This is a genomic window from Nonomuraea sp. NPDC005692 (assembly GCF_040631115.1).
GTDB lineage: Bacteria > Actinomycetota > Actinomycetes > Streptosporangiales > Streptosporangiaceae > Nonomuraea.
Window position 1 is genome coordinate 618,565 of record NZ_JBEXYU010000001.1, and the last position, 15,825, is coordinate 634,389.

At 71.2% G+C, this 15,825-nt stretch carries 16 protein-coding genes; 8 read left to right on the top strand and 8 right to left on the bottom strand.

Annotated features, from left to right (window positions below):
• Window positions 1–7: 7 nt before the first annotated feature.
• From ABZ459_RS02970 to ABZ459_RS02980, 3 genes are read right to left on the bottom strand one after another with little or no spacing between them, the layout of a single operon-like run.
• Window positions 8–1,270 carry an ABC transporter permease gene (locus ABZ459_RS02970; RefSeq protein ID WP_357965033.1) on the bottom strand — a complete coding sequence of 421 codons (1,263 nt, stop codon included), beginning with the start codon at window positions 1,268–1,270 and terminating at the stop codon, window positions 8–10.
• Window positions 1,267–2,031, bottom strand: a complete 765-nt coding sequence (locus ABZ459_RS02975) for an ATP-binding cassette domain-containing protein (RefSeq protein ID WP_357965035.1) — start codon at window positions 2,029–2,031, stop codon at window positions 1,267–1,269. The genes ABZ459_RS02970 and ABZ459_RS02975 overlap by 4 nt, the downstream gene beginning before the upstream one ends.
• A gap of 60 nt (window positions 2,032–2,091) precedes the next feature.
• Window positions 2,092–3,210, bottom strand: coding sequence for a substrate-binding domain-containing protein (locus tag ABZ459_RS02980; protein ID WP_357965037.1), 1,119 nt, complete (start codon window positions 3,208–3,210; stop codon window positions 2,092–2,094).
• 242 nt (window positions 3,211–3,452) lie between these two features.
• On the opposite strand from ABZ459_RS02980, the gene ABZ459_RS02985 reads away from it, so the two are divergent.
• Window positions 3,453–3,767, top strand: coding sequence for a hypothetical protein (locus ABZ459_RS02985; protein WP_357965040.1), 315 nt, complete (start codon window positions 3,453–3,455; stop codon window positions 3,765–3,767).
• A gap of 42 nt (window positions 3,768–3,809) precedes the next feature.
• Here ABZ459_RS02985 and ABZ459_RS02990 read toward each other — a convergent pair whose 3' ends face one another.
• Window positions 3,810–4,853 carry a hypothetical protein gene (locus ABZ459_RS02990; protein WP_357965043.1) on the bottom strand — a complete coding sequence of 348 codons (1,044 nt, stop codon included), beginning with the start codon at window positions 4,851–4,853 and terminating at the stop codon, window positions 3,810–3,812.
• Between the two features lie 50 nt (window positions 4,854–4,903).
• Between ABZ459_RS02990 and ABZ459_RS02995 the strand changes: the two genes are divergently transcribed.
• Window positions 4,904–5,443 (top strand): DinB family protein, encoded by a 540-nt coding sequence (locus ABZ459_RS02995; RefSeq protein WP_357965046.1) that lies wholly within the window; start codon window positions 4,904–4,906, stop codon window positions 5,441–5,443.
• A gap of 9 nt (window positions 5,444–5,452) precedes the next feature.
• Here ABZ459_RS02995 and ABZ459_RS03000 read toward each other — a convergent pair whose 3' ends face one another.
• Entirely contained in the window at window positions 5,453–6,142 is a 690-nt protein-coding gene (locus ABZ459_RS03000) for a sulfite exporter TauE/SafE family protein (RefSeq protein WP_357965048.1), read from the bottom strand.
• Window positions 6,143–6,541: 399 nt separating this feature from the next.
• Between ABZ459_RS03000 and ABZ459_RS03005 the strand changes: the two genes are divergently transcribed.
• Window positions 6,542–7,258 carry a neutral zinc metallopeptidase gene (locus ABZ459_RS03005; protein WP_357965051.1) on the top strand — a complete coding sequence of 239 codons (717 nt, stop codon included), beginning with the start codon at window positions 6,542–6,544 and terminating at the stop codon, window positions 7,256–7,258.
• On the opposite strand, the gene ABZ459_RS03010 is transcribed toward ABZ459_RS03005, so the two are convergent.
• Complete coding sequence (locus ABZ459_RS03010; protein WP_357965054.1) at window positions 7,195–7,875, bottom strand: TetR/AcrR family transcriptional regulator C-terminal domain-containing protein; 681 nt, start codon at window positions 7,873–7,875, stop codon at window positions 7,195–7,197. The genes ABZ459_RS03005 and ABZ459_RS03010 overlap by 64 nt on opposite strands.
• A 70-nt stretch (window positions 7,876–7,945) precedes the next feature.
• Between ABZ459_RS03010 and ABZ459_RS03015 the strand changes: the two genes are divergently transcribed.
• The gene (locus ABZ459_RS03015) at window positions 7,946–8,860 is read left to right on the top strand and encodes an ATP-binding cassette domain-containing protein (protein WP_357965057.1); all 915 of its coding nucleotides are present in this window, start codon (window positions 7,946–7,948) and stop codon (window positions 8,858–8,860) included.
• 38 nt (window positions 8,861–8,898) lie between these two features.
• A complete protein-coding gene (locus ABZ459_RS03020) occupies window positions 8,899–9,693 on the top strand; it encodes an ABC transporter permease (RefSeq protein WP_357965060.1) in 795 nt (264 codons plus the stop codon).
• Window positions 9,694–9,846: 153 nt separating this feature from the next.
• Here the strand turns inward: ABZ459_RS03020 and acnA are convergent, their stop codons facing one another.
• Together acnA and ABZ459_RS03030 are read right to left on the bottom strand one after the other, a co-directional pair.
• Window positions 9,847–12,576 carry an aconitate hydratase AcnA gene (gene acnA / locus ABZ459_RS03025; protein ID WP_357965063.1) on the bottom strand — a complete coding sequence of 910 codons (2,730 nt, stop codon included), beginning with the start codon at window positions 12,574–12,576 and terminating at the stop codon, window positions 9,847–9,849.
• 145 nt (window positions 12,577–12,721) lie between these two features.
• Window positions 12,722–13,450 (bottom strand): metal-dependent hydrolase, encoded by a 729-nt coding sequence (locus tag ABZ459_RS03030; RefSeq protein ID WP_357965065.1) that lies wholly within the window; start codon window positions 13,448–13,450, stop codon window positions 12,722–12,724.
• 311 nt (window positions 13,451–13,761) lie between these two features.
• On the opposite strand from ABZ459_RS03030, the gene ABZ459_RS03035 reads away from it, so the two are divergent.
• The 3 genes from ABZ459_RS03035 to ABZ459_RS03045 all read left to right on the top strand — a co-directional run bounded on the left by ABZ459_RS03035 (window position 13,762) and on the right by ABZ459_RS03045 (window position 15,808).
• Window positions 13,762–14,496 carry a PadR family transcriptional regulator gene (locus ABZ459_RS03035; protein WP_357965068.1) on the top strand — a complete coding sequence of 245 codons (735 nt, stop codon included), beginning with the start codon at window positions 13,762–13,764 and terminating at the stop codon, window positions 14,494–14,496.
• Between the two features lie 55 nt (window positions 14,497–14,551).
• Window positions 14,552–15,034, top strand: a complete 483-nt coding sequence (locus ABZ459_RS03040; protein WP_357965071.1) for a DUF1707 domain-containing protein — start codon at window positions 14,552–14,554, stop codon at window positions 15,032–15,034.
• Between the two features lie 93 nt (window positions 15,035–15,127).
• Window positions 15,128–15,808: a DUF6879 family protein gene (locus tag ABZ459_RS03045; RefSeq protein ID WP_357965074.1), complete on the top strand. Its 681-nt coding sequence runs from the start codon at window positions 15,128–15,130 to the stop codon at window positions 15,806–15,808.
• The last annotated feature ends 17 nt before the right edge of the window (window positions 15,809–15,825 follow it).

The window sequence follows — 15,825 nt, forward strand, 5'->3', positions numbered from 1 at the left end:
TCGCTGATCACCTTAGACCAGCAGCAGCCGCCCGCTTGCGCGCCAGGGCGTCGACGCCCGCGGCGAGCAGCAGCACGCACCCGGTGACCAGGTACTTCACGCTCGCACCGTAGCCCATCAGGCCCATGCCGTTCTCGATCACGGCCACCACGGCGCCGCCGAGCACCGCGTCGAGCACCCGCCCCTTGCCGCCGAACAGGCTGGTGCCGCCGATGACGGCCGCGCCGACCGCGTACAGCAGCACCGAGCTGCCGCCCGTGTTCGGGTCGACCGAGCTGGCCCGGGAGGCGGCCACGATCCCGCCGACCGCCGCCATCGCGGAGCAGATCACGAACGCCGCGATCTTGATGCGGTCGACCGGGATGCCCGCCCGGCGCGCGGCCTCGGTGTTGCCGCCGACCGCGTACAGGTGCCGGCCGAACGCGGTGCGCCGCAGCACCAGCGTCCACACCACCAGCAGCACGACGATCACCGGCACCACGATCGGCACGCCGGTGAGCGAGACCAGCGCGGGGTTGCGGCTGCGCTCCAGGTTGAGCACGTAGACCGCGAGCCCGCCGAGCAGCGCCAGGGCGCCCACGCGGGCCGCGATCAGCGACAGCGGGTCGGCGACCAGGCCGCGCGCGGACCGGTTCCTGGCCCGCAGGAGCTGCACGGCCGCGAAGGCGACCACGCACACCGCGTACAGGATCCAGCCGAGCAGCGGCGGCAGGTTCTTGTTGGCGACGGCGACGATCACGCTGTCCCGGACGGAGATGTTCGTGCCCTCGTTGACCAGCACCAGGACCAGGCCCTGGAAGGCCAGGAAGGCGGCCAGCGTGACCACGAACGACGGTATGCCGACCTTCGCCACCAGCGTGCCGAGCACGACGCCGATCAGCACGCCGGTGGCGATGGCGGCGAGCACGCAGACGTACCAGGGCAGGCCGAAGGTGGCCAGCGTGACGGCGAGCACCGCCGCGCAGACGCCGCTGGCGAACCCGGCCGACAGGTCGATCTCGCCCAGCAGCAGGACGAAGACCAGGCCCATGGCGATGAGCGTGACGTTCGCGCCCTGGGTGAACAGGTTGGCGAAGTTGATCGAGGTGACGAAGGCGGGCCGGGCCAGGGCGAAGACCGTGCAGAGCACGATCAGGCCGAGCACGGCGGGCAGCGCTCCCATGTCGCCGCCCCGGACGCGCTCCCAGTACGCCCGCACGCTGTGCGCGATCGACGGGGACTGCGCGGCGACGACGATGGCCTCGCCCGGGAGTTCCTTGACCTTGCTCATGGGGTGACCCCGTTCTTGAGGCCGAGTTCGCCGCTGCGACCCGAGGTGATCAGTTCGACGACCTGGGCGTGCGTCAGGTCGGCGGTCTTGACCTGTGCGGCCATCCTGCCGAGGTAGAGCGCCGCGATCCGGTCGGAGACGGCGAACACGTCGTTCATGTTGTGCGAGATGAGGACGACCGCGAGGCCCGTGTCGGCCAGCCTGCGCACGAGTTCGAGCACCTGCGCCGTCTGGGCCACGCCGAGGGCCGCGGTGGGCTCGTCGAGGATGACGACCTTGCTGTTCCACAACACGGCCTTGGCGATCGCGACGGTCTGCCGCTGGCCGCCGGACAGGCTGGAGACCTGCTGCCTGATGGACTTCACCGTGCGCACGGACAGGCTGCTGAGCGTCTTCTCGGCCAGCTCCTCCATGCTGTCCTCGTCGAGCAGGAAGCCGTTCTTGCGTTCCCTGCCGAGGAACATGTTCTGGACGATGTCGAGGTTGTCGCAGAGCGCCAGGTCCTGGTAGACGATCTCGATGCCGAGCTCGCCCGCGTCCCGGGGGGTGTGGACGGTGACCTGGCGGCCGTCGAAGAGGATCTGGCCCGAATCGATGGGGTAGATGCCGCCGATGCACTTGACCAGCGTCGACTTGCCGGCGCCGTTGTCGCCGACGAGCGCCGTGACCTCGCCGGGGTAGGCGGAGAACTCGACCTCGTGCAGCACCTTCACCGGACCGAAACTCTTGTCGATCCCGCGCACTTCGAGGAGGGGGGTCATGGGGCTCCCTAAAGAGGGGCGCGGCCTCGCGCCGGTGGCACCCGGCCGCGCCCGTCCATGCTATTGAATTCCGGCCTCAGTGCACTTCTTGGCGAAGTCGGCGGTGCAGAGCTCCTCCTTGGTGACGTAACCGTCGGCCACGACGTCCTTGACGTTGTCGAAGGTGATGGCCTGCGGCTCCAGCAGCTCGGAGGGCACGTCCTGGCTGGTCTCGGGGTCCTTGACGCTGGCGCTCGCCGCGGGCTTCTCGCCCTTGGCCAGCGCGACGGCGAGCTTGGCCCCGGCGTCGGCCTCCTTCTTGACCGCCTTGTAGACCGTCATGCACTGGTCGCCCGCCAGGATGTTCTGCAGGCCCTGGACGGTGGCGTCCTGGCCGGTGACCGGCACCTTGCCGTTGAGGTTCTGCTTCTTCAGCACGGTGATGGCGGCGTTGCCGAGGCCGTCGTTGGCGGCCAGCACGCCGGCGATCTTGGGCTGCTGGGTGAGCATCTGCTCGAAGATCGTCCCGGCCTGGGTGTTGTCCCAGTCGGGCACGGCCTGGTCGGGGCCCTTGACGTACTCGCCGGCGTCGAACTTGGGCTTGAGCACGCCGTCGTAGCCGTTCTTGAACAGGGTCGCGTTGTTGTCGGTCGGCGAGCCGTTCAGGTAGGCGACGATGGGCTTGTCGGCCTTCTTGTCGGCCAGGCACTTGCTCAGGCCTTCGCCCTGGAGCGTGCCGACCTTGGTGTTGTCGAAGCTGACGTAGTAGGCGGCGCCGCCGCCCAGGGTCAGGCGGTCGTAGTCGATGGTGGCCACGCCCTGCGACTTGGCCTTCTCGATGACGGCCTTGCCGCTGCCGCTGTCCAGGTTGACGATCATCAGGACGGTGGCCCCGTTGGTGATCATCTGGTCGGCGATGGTCTGGAACGCCGTCTTGTCGTTCTGGGCGTTCTGGATGTCGTACTGGACGCCGGCGGCCTTGAACGCCTCTTCCAGGTACTTGCGGTCCGCCGTCTCCCAGCGCGCCGACGACTTGCTGTCCGGCAGGATGACGCCGATCTTGCCGGCCTTCGCGGGCTGCGTCGCCGAGGCGGAGGAGGTGGAGGTGGTGCCGGTCTGACCGCTTTCGCCCCCGCAGGCGGTGAGACCGAGGGCGAGCGTCGCCGCCGCGGCGGTCAGGCTGAGGATCCCCTTGCGCATGATGCAGGGTCCTTTCTTCCGGAGGGGCCCGGATGAATGTTGTTTGCGGCAACGTATTCCGCCACGGCCTGCTTTGGAAGACCCTTCCGTCCGGCAGTTTGTTGTTTCCGGTAACAATCCAGAAACGCAGACCCGTTACCGGGGACTCGGTCTGGTAACTGACAATAACTTTTTAGTTACTGTGTGTGACGGGTGAGGCTCATGAGGATGGAGGGGCCCTCGAAACGAAAGGAACCCCGCCCATGCGCCACCGTGCCCGCCTGGCCCTGCTGATCCTGGCCCTCGCCTCCACGACCGTTCCGCTGCTCGCGCCCGCGCCCGCGCTGGCGGCGACCGGCCAGGTCGTCGTCTTCCAGACCGAGCCCGTCCCCCTGGAGATCTACGACGACCCCAGCGGCTGCACGCGGTTGCCGCTCGCCGCGCACGTGCTGAACAACCAGACCGACCAGCCCGTGCGCGTGCACGGCGACCCGTTCTGTCTCGGGCCGTCCGTCACGGTCCGGCCCGGCTACGGCAGCCACGTCCCCGCCGGGTCGGGGAGCTTCTCCGTCTCCTAGGCGAGCGCCGCACCGGCCCCCGCGTCCGCGGGGGCCGTCCGCTCAGCGGCGTGAGGTGTACGGGGCCAGCGCCCCGAAGTCGACGTCCGCGTCCGGCCACCGGCGCCGCAGGGCCGCGGCGACCTGGCGGCACCACCCGGCCAGCCGCGGCAGCGCCCCTTCGGCGGTACGGGCGGCCGCCTCCAGGATCGCGACGAGCTGGGCCCGGCTGTCGTCCCCCGCCGGGCGGCCGTCCAGCACCGCCAGCCGGGTGAGCCGGGCCAGCGCGTACGACACGCACGCCGCCGCCAGCCCCCTCCCGTAACGCCCGTCGTCCTCGGCCTGCGGGACCCCGGCCGCCAGCGCCCGCCGGTAGGCCTCGCCCTCGGCCGGGCCGCCCACCGACAGCCAGCCCGGACCCGGCACGTGCAGGGGGACCGCGTCGTGCAGCGCGTGCGTGAACCCGGCGAACTCGAAGTCGATCAGCCGCGCGTCGGCGGGCCCCTCCGCGCGCACCAGGACGTTGTTGGCCTCGGCGTCGCCGTTGCTGAGCACCAGGAACGGCCCGGGCTCGGCCAGTTCCGCCAGCGCCGCACCGAACTCCCGCTCCACCCCGCCCGAGACCGGCACCCCCAGCACCGACGGCATCCCCGACTCGCGCTGCCGGGCGACCCGTCCGAGCCGGTCGGCGGCCGGATCGACGGGCCCGAGCGCGGCACGCCGCCGGTAGTACGCCGCCGCGTGGCCCGCGGTGATCGCGCCGAGCTCGCCCCGGGTGCGGGCGGCGGCCGTCAGCCGGTCCGCGTGCGTCCCGGCGCCGTGGCGGCGCAGCAGTCCGTCGAGCGCGGCGCGCGGCGCGAGGTCCTCCAGCACCAGCCGTCCCGCCGCCAGGTCGACGGCCAGCACGCGCGGCGCCAGGGCCGCCCCGAGGTCCTCCGACAGGAACCGCAGGGCGGCCGCCTCCGTGCGCAACCGCCACCGCTCATCGCGCGCGCGGGAGGCGTGTGGCCCGGTCCACTTGATGATCACGGTCTCGTCGCGGTCGGTACGGGCGCGGGCGACCCGCCACGGCTCCAACCTGGTCCACTCCACCACGTTGATCACCATGCGAGCGTACAGAAAGGCCGGGAATCACCCTGTGGCTAGACTGCCCGACCATGACCGAATTCGACGAGCAGGGACGCCCCGAACCGCCCTTCATGGGTGACGAGACCGAGACCCTCCTGGGCTTCCTCGACTTCCTGCGGGCCACCCTGGAGTGGAAGTGCTCCGGCCTCGACGCGGCGGGCCTCGACGCCACCACCGCCGCGTCCTCGCTGACGCTCGGCGGCATGCTCAAGCACCTGGCCTACGTCGAGGACCACTGGTTCTCCCGCATGCTGCACGGGCGCGACCCGCACGCCCCGTGGGACACCGTCGACTGGACGGCCGACCCCGACTGGGACTGGCACTCCGCCGCCCACGACTCCCCCGACGAGCTGCGCGCCCTCTGGCGGGACGCGGTGGCCCGCTCGCGCGCCCTGACCGCCGAGGCGCTGGCCGCCGGCGGGCTCGACCAGCCCGCCCAGCGTTCCTGGCCGGACGGCCGCCGCCCCCACCTGCGCTGGATCCTCGTCCACATGATCGAGGAGTACGCCCGGCACAACGGCCACGCCGACCTCATCCGCGAGTCCGTCGACGGGCAGACCGGCGAGTAGCCCGGCGGGTCAGGCGAGCACGCTCTGCGCGATCAGGGCCAGCGCCGACGCGGTGGCCACGACCAGGACGGCCGCCCGCACCTTGCCGCCGTCCAGGTAGCGCCGCAGCGGCCGCGACGCCAGGAAGCCCAGGATCATCGGCACGATCAGGGTCGCGCCCGTGGCCAGCGCGCGGGCGGGCAGGTGGCCGACGAACGCCAGGATGGCGATCGACTGGGCGGCGCTCAGGAAGAAGAACATCGCCAGAGTGGCCCGGATCTGCGGCCCCTTGGCGCTCTGGTACACCAGCGCCAGGGGCGGGCCGCCGATGCCCGTGGCGGTGCCGGTGATCCCGGACACGAAGCCCGCGCCGGTGATCGTCGCGCCGTTGCGGACGACGCTGACCGTACGCGCGGTGAGCCCGACCGCCAGCAGCACCATCACGCCGACCAGCACGCCGAGCGCCTGGACGGAGACGTACACGACGATGACGGCGCCGACGGCGCTGCCGGGGAGCCGGCCCAGCAGCGCGAACCCCAGCCCCCGCCAGTCCACCCGCCGCCACTCTGCGGCCAGCGTGAACAGCGGCAGGGTCATGTTGACCACCTGGATCGCGCCGGGCATCAGGCTGGGGTCGAGCATCGTCAGCACGGGCGCGGCCACCAGCCCCAGCCCGAACCCCACACTCCCCTGCACGACCGCACCCAGAAAAACCGCCATACTCCCGACAAGCAGCACCAATCCCGCATCACTCACGCCGAAAGTCAACCACCCTCACCCAGAGTCACCCCCGATGGACAGCCCCCCACCGAACGGACGCACCTCGCGCAACGACCGGACCGCGCCGAACGGGGGGCCGACCCCGCAGGCAGGTCGGACTGAGCGGAGGCCGGCGAGTGGAGGCCAGGAAGCGCGAGCCGAGCCGAGCATGGGCCAGGCTGAGTACGGGGCACGGGGTGCCGCGTGCGGGTGCGGGGTCGGGGTGCGGGGTGCGGGTGCGGGGTGCGGGTGCGGGGTGCGGGTGCGGGGTCGGGTGCAGGGTTCGGTGTTCGGGATTCGGGGTGCGGGGGGCCGCGTGCGGGGCGAGGGCGTTGTTGGCGAAGCCCTATGCTGCTCAGCGTGCACTCCCCCGCTTCGCGCGCCCCCTTCACCCTTGTCGCCCTCGTCGCCCTGTCGGTGCTGGCGGTCGTCCTCCAGGCCGGGCCCGCGGAGGCCGCGGCGCCCAGGCTCGGCCGGTCGGCGTGCCCCGAGACGCCGATCAGCTCGGGCGGGATCCCCAGGAGCCGCGAGTACCTCACAGCGGTCGTGAAATGCCTGGACAAGTCGTGGGCCGCCCATTTCAGCCGCACCGGCCGGACGTTCCGCAAGCCCGTCGTCCGCTACTACGACGAGCCGGTGCGTGAGGTGTGCGGGATCGCCTGGCCCGAGCACGCGGCGGCCTTCTACTGCATCGGCCGCGACACCCTCGTCTTCCCCCTGACCGGCGCCTGGATCGAGGGCCGCACCGACCTCTACCCGTTCAAGGTCGCCGCCCACGAGTACGGACATCACGTGCAGAGCCTCCTCGGCGTGCGCAAGGGCACGCAGAGCCGGCGCTACGAGCTCCAGGCCGACTGCCTGGCCGGCGCGTTCCTGGGCAGCGTGTGGCCGTCGCTGCGGCGTACCCGGCAGGACTGGACGGCGCTGCTCGACGCCACCAGGGCCGCCGGCGACGAGGGCGAGGAGCACAGCCACGGCACGGGCGCCAACCGCGTCCATTGGCTGGAGCGCGGCTACCGGGCGGTCTCGCCGGCGGCCTGCGACACCTGGTCGGCCCCCGCCTCGCGGGTCTCCTGACGGTCGAGGCGGCCCTGCATGCCGTCGAGGATGAGCCGCAGCCCGTCCTCGAACGACCGCTCCCCCTGCGGGTCGCCCACCTCCGCCAGCCCGGCCGTCAGCCGGGGATGGGCCCGCTGGAAGGCGGCCAGGTCGGGCATGGCGCCGTCGGCGTCCGGCCGCGTCCGGTCGGCCTGCTCCTCCAGCACGAACCCGGCGACGTACACGCTCGTCGCGAACAACCCGCGGACGGCGTCGCCCACCGCGAACCCGGCCGACTCCAGGGCCGCCACCGACCGCTCCACCACCTCGAACAGCACCGGTGACGGCCGGGTGCCGGCCACCAGCCGCGCGCCGTCGCGGTAGGAGTTGAGCATCGCCCGGTCGCGGTGGGCGTGGTCCCGCATCCACTCGCGCCAGGCGGCGGGCTCGGTGAGCGCGGGGCGGGTCATGTGGGCGGCGGTCATCGCCTCGGCCATCGCGTCGAGGAGCTCCTGCTTGTTCTTGAAGTGCCAGTAGAGCGCGGGCGCCTGGACGCCCAGCTCGCCCGCGAGCCGCCGCAGCGTGAGCCCGTCGAGCCCGGTCTCCTGGAGCAGCCGCAGCGCCGCGGCCACGATGGTGCCCTTCTCAAGTGCCACGGTTGACAGCTTAACAACGTTCAATGCATCCTTAACGCTGTTAGATTTAACGCCGTTAAGGAGCCTCGCGATGATCCACGCGGAGGGTTTGCGGAAGCGGTACGCGGCCACGGAGGCGCTCAGGGGCATCGACCTCGACGTCCCGGCCGGCACGGTGTGCGGGCTGCTCGGCCCCAACGGAGCAGGCAAGACGACGACCGTGCGCATCCTGGCCACCCTGCTCCGCCCGGACGGCGGCCGGGCCGAGGTCGCCGGGCTCGACGTGGTGCGCGACGCGGCCCCGCTGCGCTTCCGCATCGGCCTGGCCGGCCAGCACGCCGCCGTGGACGAGCTGCTGACCGGCCGGCGCAACCTGGAGCTGTTCGGCCGCCTCTACCACCTGTCCAGGGCGCGGGCCAGGAGCAGGGCCGAGGAGCTGCTGGAGCGGTTCGGGCTGGCCGCGGCCGGGCGGCGGCTGGTCAGGACGTACTCGGGCGGCATGCGGCGGCGGCTCGACCTGGCCGCGAGCCTGATCGTCGCGCCGCCCGTGCTGTTCATGGACGAGCCGACCGCCGGCCTCGACCCGCGCAGCCGCCGCCGGCTCTGGGACGCGCTGCGCGACCTGGTCCGCGAGGGCACCACGCTGCTGCTGACCACCCAGTACCTCGACGAGGCCGACCACCTCGCGGACCAGGTCGTGGTGCTGCGCGAGGGCCGGGTGGCGGCGGCGGGCTCCCCCGGCGCGCTCAAGAAGCAGGTCGGCGGCGACCGCGTCCAGATCGTCTTCCGCGACCCCGGCGACGCGGCGACGGCCCTCGGAACGCTCGGGCCCACGTCTGAGCTCGTCTCCGAGCGCGGCGGGACGCGGGTGACCCTGCCGGCTCCCGACGGGGCTCAGTCGCTGGTCCGCGTCGCGCGTGCCCTCGACGCGGCCGGGATCGCCGTCGAGGACCTCGCGCTCCGCCGTCCGACCCTCGACGAGGTCTTCCTCCACCTGACCGCATGACACCTGACCGCATGACACGCATGACAGGAGCCACGAGCATGAACCTGCGCTGGACCGTCATCGACTCCCTGACCATCGCGGGCCGCACGTACTCGCGGTGGAAGGCCCAACCGGGGGAGGTCGCCGGGTTCCTGGTGTTCCCCATCATCATGACCGTGCTGTTCGGGTACGTCTTCGGCAGCGCGATCACCCTCCCCGGCGGCGGCGACTACCGCAGCTTCCTGATGCCGGGCATCTTCATGCAGGTCATGGCCATGACGGCGACCGCGGCCGCCACGGCGGTGGCCGAGGACATGGAACGCGGGATCATCGACAGGTTCCGCGCGCAGCCCATCGCCCGCAGCGCCGTGCTCATCGGGCGCAGCGTGGCCGACCTGTCGATGCACCTGATGTCGCTGGCCGCCATGGTCGCGGCGGCCGTGCTGCTGGCCGGATGGCGTACGCACGGCTCCCCGGGCGAGACGGCGGCGGCGTTCGGCCTGCTGGCGCTGTTCGGCCTGGCGATGATCTGGGTGGGCACCTACATCGGCCTGTACGTGCGCAGCGGCGCCCAGGCCGACGCCGCCACGTTCGGCTGGCTGTTCCCGATGACGTTCCTGGCCAACACGTTCGTGCCCACCGAGGGCCTGCCCGCCTGGCTGCGGCCGGTGGCCGACTGGAACCCGATGAGCGCGACCGTGGCCGCCGCCCGCCGCCTGTTCGGCAACCCCACCTCGGCGGGGTCGGTCTGGCCGCTGCACCATCCGGTCGCGGCGAGCCTGCTGTGGTCGGTGGCGCTCATCGCCGTCTTCGCCCCGCTGGCGACCCACCGTTACCGCACGTCCAGCCGGTGAAACCGCGGCGGACAGCGGAGAGCCGCCCGGCGGAGGGTGTTCCGCCGGGCGGCTCTCACGGGTCGGGTGAAACCCCCGATGCGGGCGCGTGAGGATCCGCGCCCCGTCCCCGGCCCGCGTCCGGCTCTTGACCGGGCGCGGGCGCGGGAAGTTCTACTTGGCCAGCAGCGAGCGCAGGACGTACTGCATGATGCCGCCGTGCCGGTAGTAGTCGGCCTCGCCGGGCGTGTCGATGCGGACGACCGCGTCGAACTCCACGTCGCCGGCCTTGACGTGCACGGTGGACGGGATGCCGCCGCCGTTGAGCGCCTCGACGCCGGTGATGTCGAACGTCTCCTCGCCGGTCAGCCCGAGCGAGGCCGCCGTGGCGCCCTCGGGGAACTGCAGCGGGAGCACGCCCATGCCGATCAGGTTGGAGCGGTGGATGCGCTCGTAGGACTCGGCGATCACGGCGCGCACGCCGAGCAGCGCGGTGCCCTTGGCCGCCCAGTCGCGCGAGGAGCCCGAGCCGTACTCCTTGCCCGCCAGCACCACCAGCGGCGTGCCGGACTCGGCGTAGTTGACCGAGGCGTCGTAGATGAACGACACCGGGCCGTCGGGCTGGGTGAAGTCGCGGGTGTAGCCGCCCTCGGTGCCCGGCGCGATCTGGTTGCGCAGGCGGATGTTGGCGAACGTGCCGCGGATCATCACCTCGTGGTTGCCGCGCCGCGAGCCGTAGGAGTTGAAGTCGCGCACCTCGACGCCGTTGGCCTGCAGGTACTGGGCCGCGGGGGTGCCGACCTTGATCGAGCCGGCCGGCGAGATGTGGTCGGTGGTGACCGAGTCGCCGACCTTGACCAGCACGCGGGCGCCCGAGATGTCGGTCACCGGCTCCGGCTTCTCCGGCATGCCCTCGAAGTAGGGGGCCTTGCGCACGTACGTGGAGGACGGGTCCCACTCGAACGTGTCACCGGTCGGGATCGGCAGCGAACGCCAGTGGTCGTCGCCCTTGAACACGTCGGCGTAGTCGCGCTCGAACATGTCGCGGCCGATCGAGGAGTTGACCACCGCGGCGATCTCCTCCGGCGCGGGCCAGACGTCCCGCAGGAACACCGGCTGCCCGTCGGAGCCGAGGCCGAGCGGCTCGTGGTCGAGGTCGATGTCCATCGTGCCGGCCAGCGCGTACGCCACCACGAGCGGCGGCGAGGCCAGGTAGTTCATCTTGACGTCGGGGTTGATGCGGCCCTCGAAGTTCCGGTTGCCGGACAGGACCGCGGTGACCGCGAGGTCGTTGGCCTGGATGGCGTCGGAGATCTCGGTGGGCAGCGGGCCCGAGTTGCCGATGCAGGTGGTGCAGCCGTAGCCGACCAGGTTGAAGCCGATCTTGTCGAGGTACGGCTGCAGCCCGGAGCGCTCGAAGTAGCCGGTGACGACCTGCGAACCCGGGGCCAGCGAGGTCTTGACCCACGGCTTGCGGGTCAGGCCCTTCTCGACGGCGTTGCGGGCCAGCAGCGCGGCGCCGATCATGACGTACGGGTTGGAGGTGTTGGTGCACGAGGTGATCGCGGCGATCGACACGATGCCGTGGTCGATCTCGAACGACGTGCCGTCGGCCAGCGTGACCGGGACCGGCTTGTGCGGCCGGCCGCCGTCGGCGCGGGCGTTGGAGGCGGGCGCGTCGGAGGCCGGGAAGGACTCCTCACCCTCCTCGTCGACGCCGTCGGCCACGTAGTTCTGGACGTCGCGACGCCAGGCGTCCTTGGCCGCCGACAGCTCGATGCGGTCCTGCGGGCGCTTGGGGCCGGCGATCGACGGGACGACCGTGCCGAGGTCGAGCTCGATGTACTCGGAGAAGACCGGCTCGGGGCCCTGCGGGTCGAGCCAGAGGCCCTGGGCCTTGGCGTACGCCTCGACCAGCGCGACCTGCTCCTCGGAGCGGCCGGTCAGGCGCAGGTAGTCGACGGTCTGGCCGTCGATGGGGAAGATGGCGCAGGTGGAGCCGAACTCGGGGCTCATGTTGCCGATCGTGGCCCGGTCGGCCAGCGGCACGGAGGAGACGCCCTCGCCGTAGAACTCGACGAACTTGCCGACCACGCCGTGCTTGCGCAGGATCTCGGTGATCGTCAGGACCAGGTCGGTGGCGGTGGCGCCGGCGGGCAGCTTGCCGCTGAGCTTGAAGCCGACCACGCGCGGGATCAGCATGGAGATCGGCTGGCCGAGCATGGCGGCCTCGGCCTCGATGCCGCCGACGCCCCAGCCGAGCACGCCGATGCCGTTCTCCATCGTGGTGTGGGAGTCGGTGCCGACGCAGGTGTCGGGGTAGGCCTTGCCGTCGCGGATCATGACCACGCGGGCCAGGTGCTCGATGTTGACCTGGTGGACGATGCCGGTGCCGGGCGGCACGACCTTGAACTCGTCGAAGGCCGTCTGGCCCCAGCGCAGGAACTGGTAGCGCTCGCGGTTGCGCTCGTACTCGCGCTCGACGTTGCGCTGGAAGGCGTCGGGGTGGCCGAAGTAGTCGACGATGACCGAGTGGTCGATGACCATCTCGGCGGGCGCGAGCGGGTTGATCCTGGCGGCGTCGCCGCCCAGGTCGCGCACGGCCTCGCGCATGGTGGCCAGGTCGACCACGCAGGGGACGCCGGTGAAGTCCTGCATGATGACGCGGGCCGGGGTGAACTGGATCTCCACGCTGGGCGTCGCGGCCGGGTCCCAGCCGCCGAGCGCCCGGATGTGGTCGGCGGTGATGTTGGCGCCGTCCTCGGTGCGGAGGAGGTTCTCCAGCAGGATCTTCAGGCTGTACGGGAGGCGTGCGGCGCCCTCGACGGCGTCAAGCCGGAAAATCTCGTACGACGCGTCGCCGACGCGTAGCGTGTCACGGCTGCCGAAGCTGTTCGCGGACACGGTGATTCGCCTCCTCCATCAGACAATTGCTCACTTGAATCCTGCCGCACCCACGGAACGACACGTACGTTAGGTGAACCTAACCTGCGGGGCTCGCGGCGGATGTCTCGACGTCAAGATATTACTACGGTATCTCGACATCAAGTTAAAGCGGGGCGAGCCGCCAGAAGAGCAGGCCGATGATGGCGACGGAGAGGATCGGCGCGAGGATCTTCTGCTCGAACTTCTTGCCGGTCTTGATGCCGATCTTCCACGGCAGCACGAACTTGGCGCCGAGCGGCCAGAGCACCGGGCATCCTCGTTCGGTCATGCAGTCGCCGACGACGTGGATCAGGCAGCCGACCCCCACGGCCAGCCCGAGCCAGGCGTAGCCGACGTTCAGGGAGAGGAACACGGCGTAGAGCCCGGCCGTCATGCCGATGTTGATCATGATGGACCCGGCCTTGTTGCCCGGGATGCCGATGCCGATCGCCCGCAGGGCCAGCCCGATCATCAGCACGACCGTGATGTCACGGGCGATCGGATAGGCGTTGACCAGCCAGTGGACGCCGAACCCGAACGCCGCCGCGAAGGCCAGCGAGTGGGTCATGCCGCGGTGGCCGCCGCTGATCCAGGACACGAACTTGCTGAGCAGCCAGGTGACCGGCCCGAAGGTCTGGGCGATGGTTGCGCTGGGATGGTCGAGGTCGGGCAGCATGGCCGCCCCCGCGCAGACCAGGGCTCCGGCGATCAGCTCGGCCGGGCCGAGCGCGCCGGCCATGATGCCGGTCTCGATGAACCGGGAGCTCTCGTTCAGCAGCGGCAGTGCGGCGAGCGGCGGCGCCAGCGCCAGCCACGCGATCGCCCCGGTCATCGCGTGCGTGTGCCCCATCATGATCGGGACTGTATTGCAAAGAACCGCTTTACGCGGAGATCCCGGCCGCCAGGTTCTCCTGACGCTGGAACGGTCCCCACGAAAACACCCGCAAACGCAGACGAGGTCGTCTCCGCGGCGACAGCACCCCCCAGCCCTGCCGACGCGGAACGACCTCGTCTGCTCTGTTCAACGGCGGACATCCCAAGACTGTTCCCCAATTCCGCAACTTTTTCGTGATCTGGCTCACTCTCGGCCTCGCCTTGCCAACGAAACAGTAGCGATATATCGTTGACGCATCGAGAACAGATCGCGATATAGGGAGAAAGAGCATGACTTACGCACACGCAGCAGGCGACCAGTGGTTCGGCCCGCGGGAGAACCTGCGCGCGGCCCGCGAGAAGCTGAGGGCTCTGGCCGACGCCTTCGAGCAGATGGGCGGCCATCACCACCATCACCGGGGCGGCGGCGGGCCGGGCGAGCGCAGGCAACGCGGCCGGCGCGGCGGGCCGGGCGGACCGTTCCCGTTCGACTTCGGCCGCGGCGGCCCCTTCGGTCCGGGCGGGCCCTGGGGCGGGCACCACGGCTGGGGCGGCGGCCGGGGCCGTAAGGCCAAGCGGGGCGACGTCCGCGCCGCGATCCTGGCCCTGCTGGCCGAGGAGCCGCGCAACGGCTACCAGATGATCCAGGAGATCGCCGAGCGCAGCGAGGGCGGCTGGAAGCCCAGCCCCGGCGCCGTCTACCCGGCGTTGCAGCAGCTCACCGACGAGGGCCTGGTGATCGCCGAGGAGAACGAGGGCCGCAAGACCTTCCGCCTCACCGACGAGGGCCGCGCCTACATCGATGCGCACGCCGACGAGGTCCGCGCCCCCTGGGACGAGATGCGTCCGGACATCGACGACAACACCGCCGATCTCTGGCACATCGCCCGACAGTCGGCATTCGCCATGATGCAGGTTCTTCAGACCGGAAACGACGCACAAATCCGCGAAGCGCGTAAGACTCTGGTTGAGACCCGGCGCAAGCTCTATCAGATCCTGGCCGACGGCGAACCGGGCGAGGAATAACCAGGTGACCGGCTCCGCAACGACAGGCCGGTTCGGGGAGAGCGAGGAACCAGACATGGACCACAACGATCTCCGCATCGGCGACGCCGAGCGCGAGCAGACGATGGCGGCCCTGCGCGAGCACTTCGCCCAGGGCCGCCTGACCCACGAAGAGCTCGACGAACGGCTCGACCGGACGCTGGCCTCCAAGACGGTCCGCGACCTGTCCCAGGTGACGGCCGACCTGCCCGGCTCGTCCCCCGCCTACGCCCAGCCGGAGCAGCTGCCCCAGTTCGACCGGGACGCCTGGCGCCAGGCGATGAGGGCGCACCGCCACCAGATGCAGGCCATGCGCCACGGACAGACCGGCCGCCGGCACGACCATTCCCAGCGTCACTGGCGCGGCCACCACGGCCCCGGCCCGCTGCTGCCCCTCCTGATCGTCTTCGGGGTGCTGGGGCTGGTCTTCGGGTTCGGCATCTTCAAGATCCTGCTGGCGGTCTTCCTGGTGGCCGCGGTGTTCAAGCTGGTGCACCGCCGCTTTCACTACCGCGGGTGACCTTCGCGTCCCTTCGTGACGTTGGGCCTTGACCAGAATCAACTGACATTTCATGATCTGGCGGGCGGATCTCACCGAACGAAGGGGCGTCGTATGACCGAGCCGGGTTCCGTGGTGGCCGTCACGAATCCGTTCGCCGCGGTGGGCGGCGCCGACGCACTCGTCCTGGACGCGCCCGGCTACCTGGCGGCCTTCGAGCGCGACCACGCGGGCTGCGTCGTCCCCCTGTGGAAGCTGGAGCGCGCCCAGAGCTTCTACGAGCCGGACGTGGCGAGCTGGCGGGCCATGATGGACGGCGACTGGGCCGGCTCCCTCTCCCTGGCCGAGCAGATGGCGCCGCTGGTGGCCGGCTACTTCCGCCACCGGATGCCGGTGCGCCGGGTGCGCGTGGTGGAGTTCCCCGTCAGCGCGTACCTGCAGTGGGAGATGCACCTGCTGGACATGCGGGCCAGGGCGGGCTCCCCCTGCCGGGTGGTGCCCGCGGCGCGCGTGGCCGCCCTCGAACCGGTGCCCGAGCTGGTGATCTTCTCCCCCGTCCTGATGTACGAGGTCCTCTACGACCAGTACGGCGGCGGCCGGGGCGGCCGGCGCATCACCGATCCCGGCGTGATCGGCCCGTGCCTGCGGGCGGTCCAGGAGCTGTTCGCCGAGGGCGAGGACGTGCGCGACTTCCACCGGCGGGAGATCGTGCCGCTGCCGCCGCCCTCGGTCACCGACGAGATGCGCGCCGCGCTGCCCCCGTACGCCCACCGGACGGAGGAGTTCCGGGTCTGAGCGCGGCCGGGGTTCCG

Bases quoted from the DNA above. Each gene is read 5' to 3' on its own strand.
- ABZ459_RS03030 (WP_357965065.1), bottom strand. From the start codon at position 13,450: ATGATGGGGCACACGCACGCGATGACCGGGGCGATCGCGTGGCTGGCG.
- ABZ459_RS03040 (WP_357965071.1), top strand. From the start codon at position 14,552: ATGGACCACAACGATCTCCGCATCGGCGACGCCGAGCGCGAGCAGACG.
- ABZ459_RS02990 (WP_357965043.1), bottom strand. From the start codon at position 4,853: ATGGTGATCAACGTGGTGGAGTGGACCAGGTTGGAGCCGTGGCGGGTC.
- ABZ459_RS02980 (WP_357965037.1), bottom strand. From the start codon at position 3,210: ATGCGCAAGGGGATCCTCAGCCTGACCGCCGCGGCGGCGACGCTCGCC.
- ABZ459_RS02995 (WP_357965046.1), top strand. From the start codon at position 4,904: ATGACCGAATTCGACGAGCAGGGACGCCCCGAACCGCCCTTCATGGGT.
- ABZ459_RS02970 (WP_357965033.1), bottom strand. From the start codon at position 1,270: ATGAGCAAGGTCAAGGAACTCCCGGGCGAGGCCATCGTCGTCGCCGCG.
- ABZ459_RS03000 (WP_357965048.1), bottom strand. From the start codon at position 6,142: ATGGCGGTTTTTCTGGGTGCGGTCGTGCAGGGGAGTGTGGGGTTCGGG.
- ABZ459_RS03045 (WP_357965074.1), top strand. From the start codon at position 15,128: ATGACCGAGCCGGGTTCCGTGGTGGCCGTCACGAATCCGTTCGCCGCG.
- ABZ459_RS03015 (WP_357965057.1), top strand. From the start codon at position 7,946: ATGATCCACGCGGAGGGTTTGCGGAAGCGGTACGCGGCCACGGAGGCG.
- ABZ459_RS02985 (WP_357965040.1), top strand. From the start codon at position 3,453: ATGCGCCACCGTGCCCGCCTGGCCCTGCTGATCCTGGCCCTCGCCTCC.
- ABZ459_RS02975 (WP_357965035.1), bottom strand. From the start codon at position 2,031: ATGACCCCCCTCCTCGAAGTGCGCGGGATCGACAAGAGTTTCGGTCCG.
- ABZ459_RS03035 (WP_357965068.1), top strand. From the start codon at position 13,762: ATGACTTACGCACACGCAGCAGGCGACCAGTGGTTCGGCCCGCGGGAG.
- ABZ459_RS03020 (WP_357965060.1), top strand. From the start codon at position 8,899: ATGAACCTGCGCTGGACCGTCATCGACTCCCTGACCATCGCGGGCCGC.